General features: G+C 61.2%; 22 protein-coding genes. 19 read left to right on the plus strand and 3 right to left on the minus strand.

Annotation, left to right across the window (positions count from 1 at the left end):
• Positions 1–38: 38 nt before the first annotated feature.
• Positions 39–455 (minus strand): DUF2721 domain-containing protein, encoded by a 417-nt coding sequence (locus tag NZL82_RS10835; RefSeq protein ID WP_261269766.1) that lies wholly within the window; start codon positions 453–455, stop codon positions 39–41.
• 145 nt (positions 456–600) lie between these two features.
• On the opposite strand from NZL82_RS10835, the gene NZL82_RS10840 reads away from it, so the two are divergent.
• The 19 genes from NZL82_RS10840 to NZL82_RS10930 all read left to right on the plus strand — a co-directional run bounded on the left by NZL82_RS10840 (position 601) and on the right by NZL82_RS10930 (position 13,696).
• Positions 601–798: a hypothetical protein gene (locus tag NZL82_RS10840; RefSeq protein WP_261269767.1), complete on the plus strand. Its 198-nt coding sequence runs from the start codon at positions 601–603 to the stop codon at positions 796–798.
• A 332-nt stretch (positions 799–1,130) separates the two neighbouring features.
• Entirely contained in the window at positions 1,131–2,354 is a 1,224-nt protein-coding gene (locus NZL82_RS10845; RefSeq protein ID WP_261269768.1) for a site-specific integrase, read from the plus strand.
• Positions 2,351–3,112: a hypothetical protein gene (locus NZL82_RS10850; RefSeq protein ID WP_261269769.1), complete on the plus strand. Its 762-nt coding sequence runs from the start codon at positions 2,351–2,353 to the stop codon at positions 3,110–3,112. Before NZL82_RS10845 ends, NZL82_RS10850 begins: the two co-directional genes overlap by 4 nt.
• 98 nt (positions 3,113–3,210) lie before the next feature.
• A complete protein-coding gene (locus tag NZL82_RS10855) occupies positions 3,211–3,381 on the plus strand; it encodes a helix-turn-helix domain-containing protein (protein WP_261269770.1) in 171 nt (56 codons plus the stop codon).
• Between the two features lie 236 nt (positions 3,382–3,617).
• Positions 3,618–3,944: a hypothetical protein gene (locus NZL82_RS10860; RefSeq protein ID WP_261269771.1), complete on the plus strand. Its 327-nt coding sequence runs from the start codon at positions 3,618–3,620 to the stop codon at positions 3,942–3,944.
• On the plus strand, positions 3,941–4,216 hold the full coding sequence (locus NZL82_RS10865; protein ID WP_261269772.1) for a hypothetical protein: 276 nt from the start codon (positions 3,941–3,943) through the stop codon (positions 4,214–4,216). The genes NZL82_RS10860 and NZL82_RS10865 overlap by 4 nt, the downstream gene beginning before the upstream one ends.
• Entirely contained in the window at positions 4,213–4,434 is a 222-nt protein-coding gene (locus NZL82_RS10870; protein WP_261269773.1) for a hypothetical protein, read from the plus strand. Before NZL82_RS10865 ends, NZL82_RS10870 begins: the two co-directional genes overlap by 4 nt.
• On the plus strand, positions 4,431–4,901 hold the full coding sequence (locus NZL82_RS10875) for a hypothetical protein (RefSeq protein WP_261269774.1): 471 nt from the start codon (positions 4,431–4,433) through the stop codon (positions 4,899–4,901). Before NZL82_RS10870 ends, NZL82_RS10875 begins: the two co-directional genes overlap by 4 nt.
• Positions 4,898–5,884 carry a CHC2 zinc finger domain-containing protein gene (locus tag NZL82_RS10880; RefSeq protein WP_261269775.1) on the plus strand — a complete coding sequence of 329 codons (987 nt, stop codon included), beginning with the start codon at positions 4,898–4,900 and terminating at the stop codon, positions 5,882–5,884. Before NZL82_RS10875 ends, NZL82_RS10880 begins: the two co-directional genes overlap by 4 nt.
• On the plus strand, positions 5,881–7,419 hold the full coding sequence (locus NZL82_RS10885; protein ID WP_261269776.1) for a YfjI family protein: 1,539 nt from the start codon (positions 5,881–5,883) through the stop codon (positions 7,417–7,419). The genes NZL82_RS10880 and NZL82_RS10885 overlap by 4 nt, the downstream gene beginning before the upstream one ends.
• Complete coding sequence (locus NZL82_RS10890; RefSeq protein WP_261269777.1) at positions 7,412–7,840, plus strand: hypothetical protein; 429 nt, start codon at positions 7,412–7,414, stop codon at positions 7,838–7,840. The genes NZL82_RS10885 and NZL82_RS10890 overlap by 8 nt, the downstream gene beginning before the upstream one ends.
• Before the next feature lie 204 nt (positions 7,841–8,044).
• Positions 8,045–8,473 (plus strand): DUF5681 domain-containing protein, encoded by a 429-nt coding sequence (locus NZL82_RS10895; RefSeq protein ID WP_323131671.1) that lies wholly within the window; start codon positions 8,045–8,047, stop codon positions 8,471–8,473.
• Positions 8,473–8,718 (plus strand): hypothetical protein, encoded by a 246-nt coding sequence (locus NZL82_RS10900; protein WP_261269779.1) that lies wholly within the window; start codon positions 8,473–8,475, stop codon positions 8,716–8,718. The genes NZL82_RS10895 and NZL82_RS10900 overlap by 1 nt, the downstream gene beginning before the upstream one ends.
• On the plus strand, positions 8,715–8,975 hold the full coding sequence (locus tag NZL82_RS10905; protein ID WP_261269780.1) for a hypothetical protein: 261 nt from the start codon (positions 8,715–8,717) through the stop codon (positions 8,973–8,975). Before NZL82_RS10900 ends, NZL82_RS10905 begins: the two co-directional genes overlap by 4 nt.
• The gene (locus tag NZL82_RS10910) at positions 8,968–9,180 is read left to right on the plus strand and encodes a hypothetical protein (protein ID WP_261269781.1); all 213 of its coding nucleotides are present in this window, start codon (positions 8,968–8,970) and stop codon (positions 9,178–9,180) included. Before NZL82_RS10905 ends, NZL82_RS10910 begins: the two co-directional genes overlap by 8 nt.
• A gap of 490 nt (positions 9,181–9,670) precedes the next feature.
• Complete coding sequence (locus NZL82_RS10915) at positions 9,671–10,288, plus strand: hypothetical protein (protein WP_261269782.1); 618 nt, start codon at positions 9,671–9,673, stop codon at positions 10,286–10,288.
• Complete coding sequence (locus NZL82_RS10920) at positions 10,285–10,827, plus strand: gene transfer agent family protein (protein WP_261269783.1); 543 nt, start codon at positions 10,285–10,287, stop codon at positions 10,825–10,827. Before NZL82_RS10915 ends, NZL82_RS10920 begins: the two co-directional genes overlap by 4 nt.
• A complete protein-coding gene (locus tag NZL82_RS10925) occupies positions 10,827–11,219 on the plus strand; it encodes an HK97 gp10 family phage protein (protein ID WP_261269784.1) in 393 nt (130 codons plus the stop codon). The genes NZL82_RS10920 and NZL82_RS10925 overlap by 1 nt, the downstream gene beginning before the upstream one ends.
• Entirely contained in the window at positions 11,219–13,696 is a 2,478-nt protein-coding gene (locus tag NZL82_RS10930; RefSeq protein ID WP_261269785.1) for a phage tail length tape measure family protein, read from the plus strand. The genes NZL82_RS10925 and NZL82_RS10930 overlap by 1 nt, the downstream gene beginning before the upstream one ends.
• A 5-nt stretch (positions 13,697–13,701) precedes the next feature.
• On the opposite strand, the gene NZL82_RS10935 is transcribed toward NZL82_RS10930, so the two are convergent.
• A complete protein-coding gene (locus NZL82_RS10935; protein WP_261269786.1) occupies positions 13,702–14,184 on the minus strand; it encodes a hypothetical protein in 483 nt (160 codons plus the stop codon).
• Positions 14,185–14,855: 671 nt separating this feature from the next.
• Entirely contained in the window at positions 14,856–15,110 is a 255-nt protein-coding gene (locus NZL82_RS10940; protein ID WP_261269787.1) for a hypothetical protein, read from the minus strand.
• Positions 15,111–15,174 lie beyond the last annotated feature (64 nt).

Consider the following 15,174-nt stretch of genomic DNA (forward strand, 5'->3'; position numbering starts at 1 on the left):
CGCGGACTGGTCGCGGGGCCCGATCCGGTGCGGCCGCATCAACCCGTATCGTTCTCGTCGCGCAACGCTCGTCCGGCGATCGTGATCTCCCCCACGAAACAGGCCAGCCCCGCAACCGCACAAAGCAACCCACCACCGAAAAAGAAGAACAGCAGCGATGCATGACCGGAATCGCGCAAGGTCCCAAGGAACAGCGTGATGGCCGAGCAACAGGTCATCGCCCCCGCCGCCGCCGTCAGGCTCACGGCAATATCGAGGATCTTAGAGCGCAGCCGCAGGCGGCGCATCTCCAGGCTGTTCGCACGCCCCTCCTTCTTCAGGGCCTGGATTCGGTCGCTGATCCGCCCCAACCGCGTCGCGAACACGTTAAGCAACGACCCCACGGCAGTCAGCAGGAATATCGGGGTCAGTGCCAATTGAATGACATGGGCGGCGGCACTCAAGGGTTCAGTCATATCGGCTCAGTTCTCCATCCCGCATCGATCGATCAGATCGCCGCGATGTTCCGTCACTGCCGTCGAGATGGTCCTGACATGTTTGTCATGGAACGGCCGACCCGCTCCAAGACTTTGGGATAACGCCACAACATAGGAGCCCGTCATGCGAATTTCCGTTATCGCCATCGCCGCTGCGACCCTGGTCGCCAGCCCGGTCTATGCCAAGGGCTGTATCCGTGGCGCGGTCGCGGGCGGCGTTGCAGGCCATATGGTCGGCAAGGGACATGGCGTCGCCGGGGCCGCGGCGGGATGCGCGCTCACCCATCACCATTATGCCAAAAAGGCGAAAAAGCAGAAGTGAGCCCTTGCCGGTAGGGATCGGTGCGAAAGTCGGCGTTCCGATCTCTTCCCGCACCACCTCTGGCGTATACCAGGATAGCGGCTGGGTTTGACAGCGATCCGCTGAGCGGTGCGGCCGACGCCAGCTCTGAAGACCCGTGCGATCCTGTCGGCTGATCCCATGGGACACTGGCGTGGTGACCCCGACTGGCATCTAACTAATTGGCCGCCACCGTTCGTTCCCGACCGCTTTCTCTCCTATGGTGAGAACAGATAAAGGCCATTTGTTCCGCAATCGTTCGTGGACGTTCGCCACAAGCCGCGATATAGTGAGGGAATGGTTGAGGGAGAACTATGGGCAAGCTGACAGCCCTATCAGTCAGGAACGCGAGGCCGGGACGCCATGCCGATGGCCAGGGCCTGTACCTGCTCGTCAAGCCGACTGGCGCGAAGTCCTGGCTGCTCCGCGTGCAGGTCGACAGGCAGCGACGGGATATTGGTCTAGGCTCTGTCGACACCTCCAGCCGCGTTGGAGCGGATCGCAGCACCCCTCCCCCGATCGCCATCCCAATCCTGCATAAGAAGGTCCTGACGCTGAGCGAGGCGCGGGAAAAGGCCGGGCTGCTGCGCACGGCCGCCAAGTCCGGGCTCGACCCGATAGCCGAGCGCGACCGTGAGCGGCGTAAGGCACCGACGTTCGAGGAAGCAGCGAAGGCAACGCACGAGGCGCTGAAGAGCGGTTGGGCTGAAAACACCGCCACCCTCTTCCTCAGCACCTTGGCCAATCATGCCTATCCCACCCTTGGCAAGATGCGCGTGGACCAGATCGATGCCGAGCACATCCGGGATGCGGTTGCGCCCATCTGGACCAGCAAGCCGGAAATGGCGCGCAAGGTGAGGTTTCGAATCAGCAAGGTGCTGGACTTCGCGAAGTCGAAGGGCTGGCGGAAGAGCGAGGCACCACGCCGGTCCGTGACCGTTGGCTTGGCCAAGCAGGCGGATGGCGGGAATTATGCCGCCATGCCTTATGAGCAGGTGCCTGCGCTGGTCGCGCAGCTGAATGCCGGGGCTGCCACCAAGGGGCGCCAGGCACTGTTGCTTGCAATCCTGACGGCAGCACGATCGGGGGAAGTTCGGTCGGCACGGCGCAAGCATTTCGACCTCGACAAGGCAGAGTGGAACCGGCCGCCCGAGGTAATGAAGACTCGGATCGCGCACACCGTCACGCTGAGCAAGCCAGCGGTCGCGCTGCTGAAGCAGATATTCGAGGAAGGCGGTCACGAGCCCGACGACCTCGTCTTCCCCAACCGTAAAGGTGAGCAGCTTTCCGATATGACGTTGAGCAAGGCCCTGCGGGACGCGCGACACGCCTATACCGTGCACGGCTTCCGCAGCTCGTTCCGGGACTGGGCAGCCGAAAAGATGCCCGAGGTGCCTGATGCGGTTGCCGAAGCCGCGCTGGCTCACGTCGTGCCGGACAAGGTGATCCGCGCGTATAAGCGTGCCAAGTTTCTCGACATGCGGCGTGGACTACTGGAGGTTTGGGGTAGCTACATTTTTTCGGGCATCAATCAATGAACGATGATGGCTTTCTGGTGGAGAATAGCATTCGCCTCGATGATGCCGCGTTTGAATTGCGCAATGCATTCGAACGGCATGGCCTGCTACCAAAGGATGAGCAAGATCCGGCCTTTCGGTTTTACGAGTCATCACCTCTTGAGCACATGAATGATGCCACAAAGGCTGACTGGTTAAAGCGCACGACCCTTGGCATTCTGTCTGAAAAAACCTTGGAGCGATCGCTAATTCGAGGCGAGCTCGTGATATGGACAGCTGATTCTGAGGGGGAACGGCAGCGCGATCCGAAGGTATTATTTTCGAGGAATAACTGCAATATCCATTACACACTGGTTACCGGTAAATTCATACCCATTCAGTCCCCCCGAGACACCCCTAATTATTACTATGCCCGGCTCTTTATCAAATTAATCGACTGGTCGACCTGGCTAGGTAAAATTCTTATTATGAGATACGGGGTGCAAATAAGCGAATTATTAGATCTCCCCAACGCACCCATCATTCAGAGCCAAGGCGAAGCGAGCAGCACCAAAAATGAGAATCTAAAGGCTTCTCTTCCCAATAATGCCAGACCCAACAATAAACGCCACGAAGAATATGCTCACTCCGCCGCAGAGCTTGTTCGCACAGGGGTCAGATTGTCCGAGGCCATCCGTCAAGTAGCCCCGAACGATCCAATGCGGACAGAAGCGAGCGTACAGCATGCCATTAGGCGTACATTCGATCTCATGTATGACAACATGGGTATCCCGCTCTGATCAAAAATTGATCTGTTTTGATCAGACGACAAGTGACAGAAACACCACGTAATTCCGTAGTCGCCCGCTGGTGTTCGCCAGCAACGAGGAGGCGACAGATGCAACCTGTTTTACACCCCATCAAGAACTTCTGTGCTGCTTACGGCGTCGGCAAGACCAAGGCCTACGAGCTTATTGCATCCGGGGAATTGCAGACGGTGAAGATCGGCCGCAAGCGGCTGATCACGGACGCGAGTGCACGTCGCGCGCTGCTCGGTGAGGCGGCGTGATCGGCAATGGCAAATGGAAAGGGGCACTCGCGCCCTACTAAGCGAGAAAGCCGCCCGGCTGGCACCGTGCGGCTTCCCAAAACTTGTCAGCTTGCCTGCGACGAGTTTGGAAATAGCACCTCTGCGCTGCAGCTTCAACGGCTCAATGCGGCGTTTGGCATCACCGGTTTGCGTGCTGAACTGATCGCGTCCCTGCATTGGGGCGCCCTTCCCTCTTACAACGAGGGGATGCGGTGATGCGCCATACAGACACATCAGCAGCAGCTTGGGCATCCATCGCCGACGCCACCGGCCATCTCGAGCGCATTGTCATGAAGACGCTGCATGCCAATCCCGGCGGTCTAACTGTCGACGAAACGTGCACGGCCGCGGGGTACCCCCGGTATTCGCTTCAACCCCGCTTTACGGCCCTAAAAGATCGCAAGGCCATCTACGATACCGGCGTTCGTCGTCGCAATGTCAGCGGCGCGAAGGCAATCGTCTGGCGGATCAATGCTCCCTGCGCCCCGAACGATCCGCAGCCCGTGCATACCGGCGAGAGCCCCGAGGAGGCGAACGCATGAACGACCATCAGATGGTCACGAAGCTGATCGACCTGTTTGCTCTGCGCGCCAGCCAGATGTCTACCGGACAGGAAACTGATCTCTGGACGCCCGCAATCGCCAATCTGGCGGTGGTGATGGCGGAAACCATTCTTGTTCTCACCCCCGAGCAGCAGAGCCTTCTTGTTGGGATCGGCGCATTGATGACGCGCCATGCTGCGGTTGAGGTCGATTGTCGCGAGACGGCGGCGGCGATGATCTTCCAGGCAGTAAAGAAAGGCGGTGCCGCATGATGAACGTCGAGATGTTCAGCGGCGCGATGCCGGTCGGGGACGGGTTCACCGTCTCCTTCCGGTTCGCCAACCAGCAGCTTGAGGCGGATTGGTCCCCCCGTATGCCGATCGGGCCCTCTGGTCGGAAATACCTTCCGGCCTACCGTCTGGCACGTGACGAGTTCCTGCGCCGCATCGCTAAGCGCACCGGGATCAGCATGATGGTGGTCGACCTATGAGCGGCGCCATTATTCCCATCGCGTCGCGTCAGACGCCTGAAGTGCAGGCCCGCGCCATCGCCGCTGTCACCGCATTGCGGCGGCAGGTGAACGAGCCACGCAGCCTTGCCCGCGTCCTGGGCGTGGATCGTGGGATCGTCGGCTATCCGACGCTTGACGCCTGGTACCGTGCCCAGCCCGTCCCGAAGGGGCGGCTGGGTGCGCGCCTACGCCTCTCCCCCGATGAAAAGCGACTGTATGGCCTGCGCCCCTCTGCCGAACTGATCGAACTGCGCGGGCTGGGTGAAGAGTCGGAGCGCTGGTCGGTCTGCGTCTTCCCCGTCGCAGGCGGTTACATCGTCGGGGTGAAGGCCCCCATGGGCGGCGGTGGCGTCGGCGTACGCTTCACCAAGTCGCATCAAGCATCGGATTATGCCCACCGCCTGTCGGTCGAGCATGATCTGCCGATCGTGGAGCGGTACGCATGACCCGGCGGCTCGATACCAGAGCGCTCGCCTCCGTCGTTGCGAGCATCCGCGACCGCTTCCCATTGTCGGGGGTCGCTGCCAAGGCGGGCGTGAAGCTGCAACGTGCAGGCCGGGAATGGAAAGCATGCTGCCCGTTTCACCCTGACAGGACGCCTTCTTTTACGATCTATCAGGACGATCGACGCGCCCATTGCTTCGGGTGTGGCTGGACCGGCGACGTCCTGGACTTCGTAAAGGCGTCCTACAGAGTCTCCCTGATCGAGGCGATCGACATGCTTGACGGCGGCGTCCTGCGTGAACTCGAACAGCAGCATGCTCCTGCCAAGCCGAAGTCCGATATGCGGGCCGTGGCTCAGCGGATCGTCGATGCGTCTGTATCGATCGATGGCACTCCTGCGGAAGCCTACCTCCGCTCGCGTGGCATCACGATGCCGCTGCCGCATACTCTGCGGTTCGCTCGGATCGCTCCCCCGAAGATCGACGGCAACGGCCTGTTGGCTGCGAACGGCCCCGCACCGCTCCCCGCCCTGATCGGAATCGTCACCGACCCGGCCGGGCAACTCGTCGGTGTCCAGCGCACCTATCTGACCGAGAATGGGCGCAAGGCAGCCACGACGCCGACAGAGTCCGACCCAAAGCCGAAGGTGAAGTATAGCCTGGGTCAGGTGATCGGTGGCGCGATCCAACTCGGGCCGCCCGCCGCCAGCATGCTGGTCACGGAAGGGCTTGAGGACGGGCTGACGCTTACTCAAGCGTTGGGGCGGTCGGTGTGGGTGGCAGCAGGCACTTCGATGATGCCCCAGATGACGTTCGCAGACGTGACGCGGGCGATCGTCATTGGTGCCGATGGCGATGCTGCTGGGTCCGTCGCGGCGGGTAAAGCGGCAGAGGCATTCACAGCATCAGGCCTAGCGGTGCGGATCATGCGCCCGAACCCGCCATACAAAGACTTCAACGATGAGTTGATGGGGACGCGGTCATGAGCGCGGCATCCATGCAATCGCGGTTCGACGACGCAGAGTCGTTCACCTCGATGCCCTTCGAAGGGTACGCGACCACGGGTCGCACAGCTGGATGGTCGACTCCCGACATGTCGGTTACGCGCGCCAGCCTTTCGCCCGCTCCACTTTTCCCCGGCGATGTGCTGGGCGACCTGATGCCGCTCGTTCGGGATCTGGCCGCGGGCAAGGGTGCGCCCGTCGACTATGTCGCTATCGGTGTCCTGACAGTTGCGGCGTCACTTATCGGTGGCAAGCGCTGGGTTTCTGCCTGGGAGGGCTTCGACCAGCCTTGTATCCTGTGGGGCGGTCTTGTCGGTGACCCATCGTCCAACAAGTCACCCGGCATCGATGCCGCCACCCTACCCCTGCGCGCCATGGAAGGTGAGCTGGCCGAGCAGCACCGCATGGTCCTTATGAGCCATGCCACGGTCGCAGAGCGCGCCAAGGCAGAGCGGAAGCAGTGGGAGGACAGGGTAAAGCAGGCGACCAAGGACAATGCCGAAACCCCCGACATGCCCGAGGAAGCCGAAGCGCCGGAGGCGCCGCAGCGCCCGCGTCTGATGGTTCAGGATTCTACGCCCGAGGAGATGGCGTCGATCCTGGCCGGTAACGTCAACGGCACACTGCACCTGCGTGACGAGCTGGCCGGATGGCTGGACAGCTTCGAGCGCTATTCGCCTGGTGGCCGGGCGTTCTGGCTCGAGGCGTACGGCGGGCGGCACTTCGTCGTCGACCGGAAAAGCCAGACCAAGCCACTCGTCGTCCCGTTCAACGGCGTCAGCGTCCTGGGCGGCATTCAGCCGGACAAGCTGCGGGACGCTCTACTTGGCGTATCGGACGATGGCCTTGTGGCACGTTTCATGTGGGTATGGCCCGAAGCGATCCGCTTCAGCCGCCCGCGTCAAATTGCTGACACCGCGCGCTTGGATCGACTCTATCGCCGCCTTCAGCAGGTACATCGCCCCGCAGACGAGATGGTGACCATTCCGCTTGATGCACGCGCCGCTGATATTTTCGAGGAATGGATCACTGACAACGATGCCGACGTGCGGCAAGCGGCAGGTCTTTATGCATCCTGGGCGGGCAAAGCGCGTGGCCTGGCGCTTCGCCTTGCTCTGACACTGGAGTATTTGACCTGGGCGGACACTGGCGGACGTGAACCGTCTTGCGTGTCGGTCCTGTCCCTGACCAACGCCCTGACGCTGATCGAGGACTACCTCAAGCCGCACGCGCGGCGGGTCTTTGGCGACGCCGCTCTGCCGCCGGTTGAGAAGGACGCGGCAGCGCTTTCTCGGTTCATCGTCAAGGAGCGGCTCGAGCGGATCAATGCCCGTGAGGTGCAGCGCAACCCAAAGCTGCCGTCTCTCGGGAATAAGCAGGACGTCGAGGCGGCGGTTGAAGCGCTGATGGAAGCTGGGTGGCTTCGCGAAGGCTTCACCAGGCAAGGCGACGGCCCGGGGCGTCCGAAGAAGGACTATTTGGTCAATCCCGCAGTGCATGGTGCGGCCCATGGGTAACTGGCGACAATCGGCGGCGGCAGCGCTGGCTGACACGGCGCCGACCTATATCCGCACATCCGCCTATGGCCTGCCTACCGCCGTAGAAGCAGGGCTTCGGGCACTCGTGAAGCAGAAGCCACCGCGACTGGCCAGCCCCGACGAATGGCACGCAACCGTTGCCGACGCGATCCGGCTGGCGTCCGAAGGCTGGGCAACCACCGCGCTGTCGATGGGGTGGACCGAGCACGACGTGTTCGGGATCGGCCCGCATGGGAGCAGCGAATGGCTGTCGCTCGCGGTCTGGATAGCGGGACGGTCGATCGTCGCGATGGACGACCACCGCGCGTTCACGGCCGACGACGTCTATTATCTCGAACGCTGGGGTCGACCGAATACGACCTTCGTGGCCCCGGTGACGCTGTGGGAGATCGGCCGGTGACCGGACCTATTGTCCCTATTGTCCCTATTGTCACGGGCGCTGCGTCTCGATCCCTGGGTGCCTGCGCCCTCGCGTCGTCCCCTAAAAAGACTTCTATCTATCCATATAAAAAGGAGAACACAGTGACGCACACGGAGGCTCTGACAATAGAGACAATAGCGACAATAGGTCGCGTTGGTCACGCCGTACGACGGAACGGCGCCCATGGTTGAACCCCGTAATCCGGCCGAAAAATCGGGAGACGGTCGGTTCAAACCCGGCAACCCTGGAAAGCCGAAGGGGGCGCGTTCGCGGGTGACTTTGGCCATCGAGGCGCTGCTGGAAGGCCAGCATGAATCCCTGACCAAGGCAGCGATCAATAAGGCGCTGGAGGGCGACACGGTTGCCCTTCGCCTGTGCCTGGATCGTCTGGCCCCGACCCGTCGGGACGCACCAGTATCGATCGAGTTGCCCCCGGTTCGATCGGCCGCCGATGCGGTCGCGGCGTCAGCGGCGGTCCTGGCGGCAATATCCGCCGGCGACATCACCCCGGATGAAGCCGGGCGCATCATGGCCGTGCTGACGGCGCACAAGGCGATCGTGGAGACGGGCGATCTGGAAGCCCGGATCGCGGCATTGGAGGAGAAAAACTGATGGGCTCGATCAACGTTCGACTTGCCCGATTGGAACGTGCGGTAGCGACTGACCCAAGAATGACGGCGGAGGAGATTGATGAAGCCGCAGTCCGGTACGAGGCCGAATTGCGCAACGACGGCGTACCGGGCGGCGGCACGATTGCCGAGGCGGTCATCGCATGGCGTTCCGTAGTAGAACGGGCCGGGGATACCTGCCTCCAGCGGATATATGCGGGCATGGCCCCTGCGGATTTTTACGCATGACCGCTTCCCTGACACGCCGCCTCATGGTGCTCGAAGCAAAGCAGCCTCGTCTTGCGGGGCGTCGACTGCTTTTAATGCCGTGGGATATAATGCCAGAGCCCCGAGAAGGTGACATGATCGGCTGCTACAATTTCGTGGCCTCGACCCCAGACGGCCCCGAGCGCATCGATTACGAGCGCAATGGCATCCACCCCAAGGATGACGTCCCTGGCTCCCTAAACCGCTATCTGTACTTCGGAGAACCGCTCCATGCGTAATTTATCTCGGCGGCTGGCCGTAATGGAAAGGCACCCATCAAACCGCCCGATCAAACGGGTCGTCATCGTTTTTGTAGGCCAGCCCGTGCCGCCGAACAGCGATGACATCCACATCATCTACGTCGTTAAGGCCAACAAGCAGCCTGGTACAGGCGCGAACGCCATGGAACAAAAGCATGATTTTGCGGAAGGGACCGCCGCATGAACGCCGCGTTAAAGGCGCGGATCGCAAAAATGGAGAGCCGTACGCGGCGCATGCCTAATTCTTTGGATTTGAGCATGTTGACGGGTCACGAGCTTGAAACGTTGACATCTCTCCCACACGACCCGACCGCTCTAACCGCACTCATCGAGTCTCCAGAATTTGACTGGATGCCGCTCGCTCGCATCTTCGATCGCCTAGGGTGGAGAAGCTGACATAGGGCACTTAGCGTATAGTGCTCGCCTCCATCGGAGTGTGGCGAAACCTCGTTATCCCCGCCCCTTACCTAGCATTTCACATTATTCGGTGGCGTTGGCGGCGGTAGAGTGCATCCAGCCCCACCCCTAGCCGCCCTGCATGACGGACGAACAGGCCGCCCGAATTGCAGCATTGAAGCCGGGTAAGGATTACCGACACGGCACCCGGCGTCCCTATCGCCCCTGCCCTCCCAATTTTCGCGAATATTTCCTGAAGATGGGCTGGGACGGTATCGATGAGCATTTTCACGCCAATTGGCCATGCATCGCTCGGTGGGTGCGAGAATGCGGGGACGACGAACTTCGTGAGGCACGCGCCGCTGAATCCGGACACGCATTGCCGACAATTCGACGGAGATCTGCGCTGCCGAGTTATGCAGAAGCTGTTGAGGCGATCATGGCGGCGGCGGTTACAAAACCGAGCGATAATTTGGCGTGATGCCGCTGCGTTCGATCGCAATGAGAAAGAGGTAACGGCGGTAAGCGCTTCCGCTTCTGTGCCTATTCAATTGGGTATGGAAACCCAAACACCCCCAAAAATGCCGAAGGATGGGAAAGCTGGTGCCCCGTTGAGGGCGCGGCCGACCGACTTCCGAGATCAATTCATTCGCCTTGGGTGGGACGTCGTCGACCACTACGCCACGAGCTGGAAAGTCGTCTCGCGCTGGGTTGATGAGGAAGGCCGCGAGGATCTTCAGGCAGACCGCAAGGCATATCGACAAATGCAGCATCTTCAGCAGCGATTCCAGGCGATCGCAGAAGGCCGATCCGTGATCATCGTGAAGGACTTTGCCGACACCGTAGCCAATGCCGTGGCACGATCGGCACGCAATCATGGGGCGTTACGCGCATGACGGCTCCGTTCGCACAGACCAGCCCGGCGGTCGCGCAGATCTGCGCCTATTATAATGAGATCCGCAGTCGCCCGAGGCGTGTGACGTGGATCGAAGTACCGTTCGCTGACGGCATATATCGTTTCACCTTGCGCCTACCCCAGATCGAAGAGCTCGAACGGACGCTCGGTTATATTGGCCGCGACGGTGCCCGCATTCCAATGGGCATTGGGGCAATTTTTGCCCGGCTGGCAAAAGGCCGAGCGTTCCTCAGCAACGGTGAGCCGGACTGGTCGTCGCTGGGCGAGGCAGAAGCCTTGGCGAGTGAGATCGCCATTCGCGACAGCATCGAGGTCATTCGCTTGGCGTTGATCGGCGGCAACCGTGCCATCGTCAACGGGATTGAGTCAGGCGTCCCCCCCCAGCGCGCCCTCCAACTAATCGACGCCTATATCGTGGGGCAACCGGTCGAAGACGCGTGGCATTATGCGTTCGCGATCGTCGGCGCATTGATCTTCGGCGTTGAACCGCCGTCCGAGCCGATCAAGGACGAAGGCTGATGGGCCGGGGCGGTCTCCGCCGGCTGATTACCCGTCTAGAACAGGACATTGCGCCTGCCGTCACCCAGGGTGCCCGGATCATCGAAGATCAGGCGAAGGGTTTGATCATGCAAGGCTCGAGCAGCTTCATGCGTCACGTCGTTAGCCGCCCGGGCGAGCCCCCCAACAATGACCTAGGCGATCTGATCCGAGGCATCGACCACGTCGAGCTCGAGCCATTGCACGCCTTGGTGGTATCAACTGCTGGGCATGCGGCGCCATTGGAATTCGGCACCAGCAAGATGGCCGCTCGTCCCTACATGGCTCCTGCTGCCGACATGCGGCGGAAAGAGGTTGCCAACCTTGTCGCGCGGGCTGCCTCTATCGCGATCAGAAAGAGTGGGAATAGCTGATGACCGTCACCGCAGAAACGGTCGCGATCGAAGTGATCGCACGCCTTGATAAGGCGAAAAGCGGCATCGCCGATCTCGACCGGACATTCGAGACGTCGACCGGGCGAATGCAACAGGCCGCCAAAACGCTCGACGCCAACCTCGACCGAGTGGCTCAAAACAGCGCCACCAGCTTTACGCGCGTTGGATCGGCGTCGAAGAAGGCGGCTGATGAAGTTGATCGTTCCTCCGGTCGGATTGCCAACGCCCAGCGTAATCTTGGTCGACAGATCAGCGATGTCACGACGCAGCTCGCTGGCGGCCAGAACCCGGGCCTGATCTTTGCTCAGCAGGCACCGCAGATTGCCGATGCGCTGGCCGATACCGGTGGGCGTGCAGCCAAATTAGCTTCGTTCTTTGCCGGACCATGGGGCGCAGCTATTCTTGGCGCCGGGTCGATACTGGCCACCGTCCTCGTGCCCCGCCTTTTTGAAGGTTCGGATGCGGCGGACACCATGTCCAAATCGCAGATCGACCTTGCCCGGTTTGTCGACGCGACGACTGGTGCCATCAACCGCCAGACCACAGCCGTACAACGGCTGGCCGCTGCCCAAGCCCGTCAGAACGATGTCGAGGCCGGAACTCGCACATACGTAACGGCCCGCAGCCGGGCAATCGGTGCGGCCAAGGACGCGGCGGGCGTTCGGGAACCAGTATTCACCGCTGGCTTCCGCCAGCCCGACGCGGTCATCACCGATCCTGTGAAAAAGCAGTTGCGGGATCTGGCTGCCGAAGCTGCGAAGGGTACGCTGCCGATCAACGACTTCGCGCTGGCTGTTAGAAATGCCGTCGGGGACCGGCCTGAGTATCGGTCGTTGGTAAAGACGATCACCGCCCAAGCCGCAGCCGCCGTCGATGCTGCCCAGGGCGTCCAAAAGCTAAAGGCCGAGCAGGCTGTGCTGACCGGCACCGCCACCGCGCAGCAAAAGGCGTTGCTCGGGATCGGTGCGGCAACGACGAGCCTTGTTGAAAAACAGGTGGCGTTGCAGACATCAACAACGGCTTTGGAGAAGGCACGCGCCCGCCTCGTGCTGGTCGAAGAGAAGGGGCGCGGCATTCAGGCCGGGGACGCGAAAGCCCTCAATCAGTACCGCTCCGAACTGACCAGCGCCCATAATGCCGTCAACTTAGCCGAGGCGGCGGAACGGGCAGCGGCCCAATCCAAGCGGGATCATGCCAAGGCCACCCGCGATGCAGCCAAAGCCGTGCGAGAGCAGGCTCGCGAAAATCGGATTGCGGCCCGTGCCGAACGCGAATTGCTGGCACTTCGATCGGACCGGGCATCGTCGTTGGCCGATCTTACGTCCGATCCACGCCAGCAGGACGATTTTGCCCGTCAGCGCATCAGGCTGGATCAGGCTGGCCGGATTAGCGATCTCGACGAGCGCCAATCGCGTGGGGATCTTGATGCAGCGGAGTATGCCGAGCGCAAGAAGGTAGTCGACGAGATTACCGCTAATCGCTTGCTGCTCGTGGACCGCAATGCCTCGATCAGGGAGCAGAACAACGGTCTGGAACTTGATCGTCAGCGCCTCGGCAATCAGCAAGACATTCTTCGCGCTCAACAGGGCTTGGCGCGCACATCAGAAGAGCGGCGACAGCTTGAATTGAAGCTGCTGGACCTCGGCATCGAGGAGCAGCGCCTTACAGCGCAGAAGGTGTTAGACCTCGCGGCTCAAGGCAAGGCGTCCCCACAGGAGGCGGCGCTGGCCCGGGGCACCCTCGATGCTCTGCCGGACCTTCGCCGCTATGGCGCGGCCGCTATGGAGCGCAACAATCAGGGCCCCCTCGCCTCGTACCTCAACGATATTCCGCGTGCCGGGACGGAAATGAAAGAAGCCTTGGAAGGTGTAGCGGTCAACGGCGTGGAGCGCCTCAACGACAGCCTGGCGACAGCTGCATCCAGTTTCCTCAAGTTGCGTGGCGTCGCTGGGGAAGCGATCTCCGGCATCATTGCCGATCTCGCTCGCTTATATCTACGCCGCGGCATCCTGACGCTGCTCGGCCGCTTTTTGCCCGGCGCAGGTGGCGCTGCGGGCCTGTTGACGGGGGCTGCAGCAAGCGCCGTTTCACCCGATGTTAGCAGCCTTCCCCGTCTTGCGTCGGGTGGGACAATCAGGGCGGGTGGGCTTGGTGGCGTTGATCGCAACGTCCTGAGCGTCAACGGCGTCCCGAAGGCCATGATCAGCGCCCACGAAACGTTAAGTGTATTCAATCCTGCTATGATGGCCGCGCCGATCCGGTCGGCCGTGCCCAACATCACCATCAATCAGCATTTCAATCCGGATATGCGGGGCAGCATCACCACGAAGGAATTCACCGAACGACTGGTGAACTATGCAGACGGTCGCGCTGCACAAGCCAGAGACTCAGCGGTTGCGATCGCGGGTCAGCAGGCCCCTGAGAGGGTCGCCCGGTACCAGCGGTTCCGATCATGATTCCGCTAGCCCGCAAAGGGGTCATCAACCAACTTATTTGCGGCCTTGCCGTTGCAGCGAGCTATGGCGAGCATGGCGGCATTTGAACCCGCCAAGCTGTATCGTCCAACAAGTTGCCCGCCCCGTCGGAAGGCCACCGACCGAGCAGCCATGGCCATCGCTATGGTTTGAACGCCGTCGGTTTCGATCAGGATGCCGCCTGCGGTATCGGTTTTCATGCCGAATGCCTTAAACGTAAGCGGATCGCCCGAGTCGAATTGGACGGTCACCTCATAGGTCTTGTTCTTGTCGATCGACTGCCACCGATCGTTCCACAGGGTGATCGAGCTGTCCTTTTGCTCGTGATCCAGTGACAGCCCCACTGTGGTGCCGTCCTCGAAAACTTTGTCCGCCGAGCATGTAGATTCGTCGCCATATATCTCCCAGCCACGAACGGTATGATCGGACTGGTAAGATGCGAATAGGGCGAACGCTAATTTAAGCGTCATATTGAGGACCCCTAGTCCAAGCAGGGTAACTTGGCGCTTAGCAGAGTATCACATGCCCTCGACCTCTTGCCCAGCCAAGAACCGAAGGCGCACATTGTGCCGGGTTCACCGATGCTCCGTTTTAGGCACGGGTTGCTAGCGCCTCGAATGGATGACGATAAAAGAACACCGAGCAATAATCGGTCAAACCGCTTCCGTGCCGCCTAGCGATCGATCTGGTTGGGCGACAGCGGGGCCGCGGGATCAGAGATAGGCTGATCGGGATTTTGGTGCGGCTCATATGCGATCACCCATTGCGGATAGCCTTCTGGGGACATGGTGATGTCGGCATGCCCAACGGGGTCGCTGCCGGTCTCGACCCACCCTGCCCCGTGGCAATAGTCGCAGATTGCCCGTTTGCACCGGAAGCTGACCAGATCGATCTCGGTGTTCCATTGCCCGTATCCCCGACAGATCGGACATTTCGCATCCAAGGTCCCGTTTCGCGGCTGAAGCGGGATGATGTCAAAAGCGTGGGGGCTGTTTGGTCCGTCGCAATAGACGACGTTGCTGGCATGGGCGATCGGTCTTCTCCTCGGCTCTGGCTAACGATTCATCCGAGACGGGGTTTCCGCCATCGGCAACGGTAGACGGATGGTCTTGGGCGATCGCAGCATGTCTGCTCGTGGTGGTTAGCTGCCGTTGTGCCAGCGGCTGATGATCGCGTTGATCGCGGCGCGGCTACCAAAGCCAACAACGGCGGCAACCGCCAGTGCGGCGGCGACAAGCAGCCAATCAAGATCGTGGCGGCAGGGCGCTTCGGGAACGCAGTCACCCAGCGCGCTCAATAGAATCACGCACCCAAGCAGTGGCAAACCAACCAGCGCCGCTATCCCGCAACCCCATTTGCCTCCCGGTGTGCCACCGGAGCGATAACCGTCAGCCATCCGTATAGACTAGCAATGATGGGTTTGTCCGCAACTGGGCGACTGCGGAACAACCGCCTTTGAT

Source organism: Sphingomonas sp. LC-1, assembly GCF_025371035.1.
Taxonomy (GTDB): Bacteria; Pseudomonadota; Alphaproteobacteria; order Sphingomonadales; family Sphingomonadaceae; genus Sphingomonas; species Sphingomonas sanguinis_E.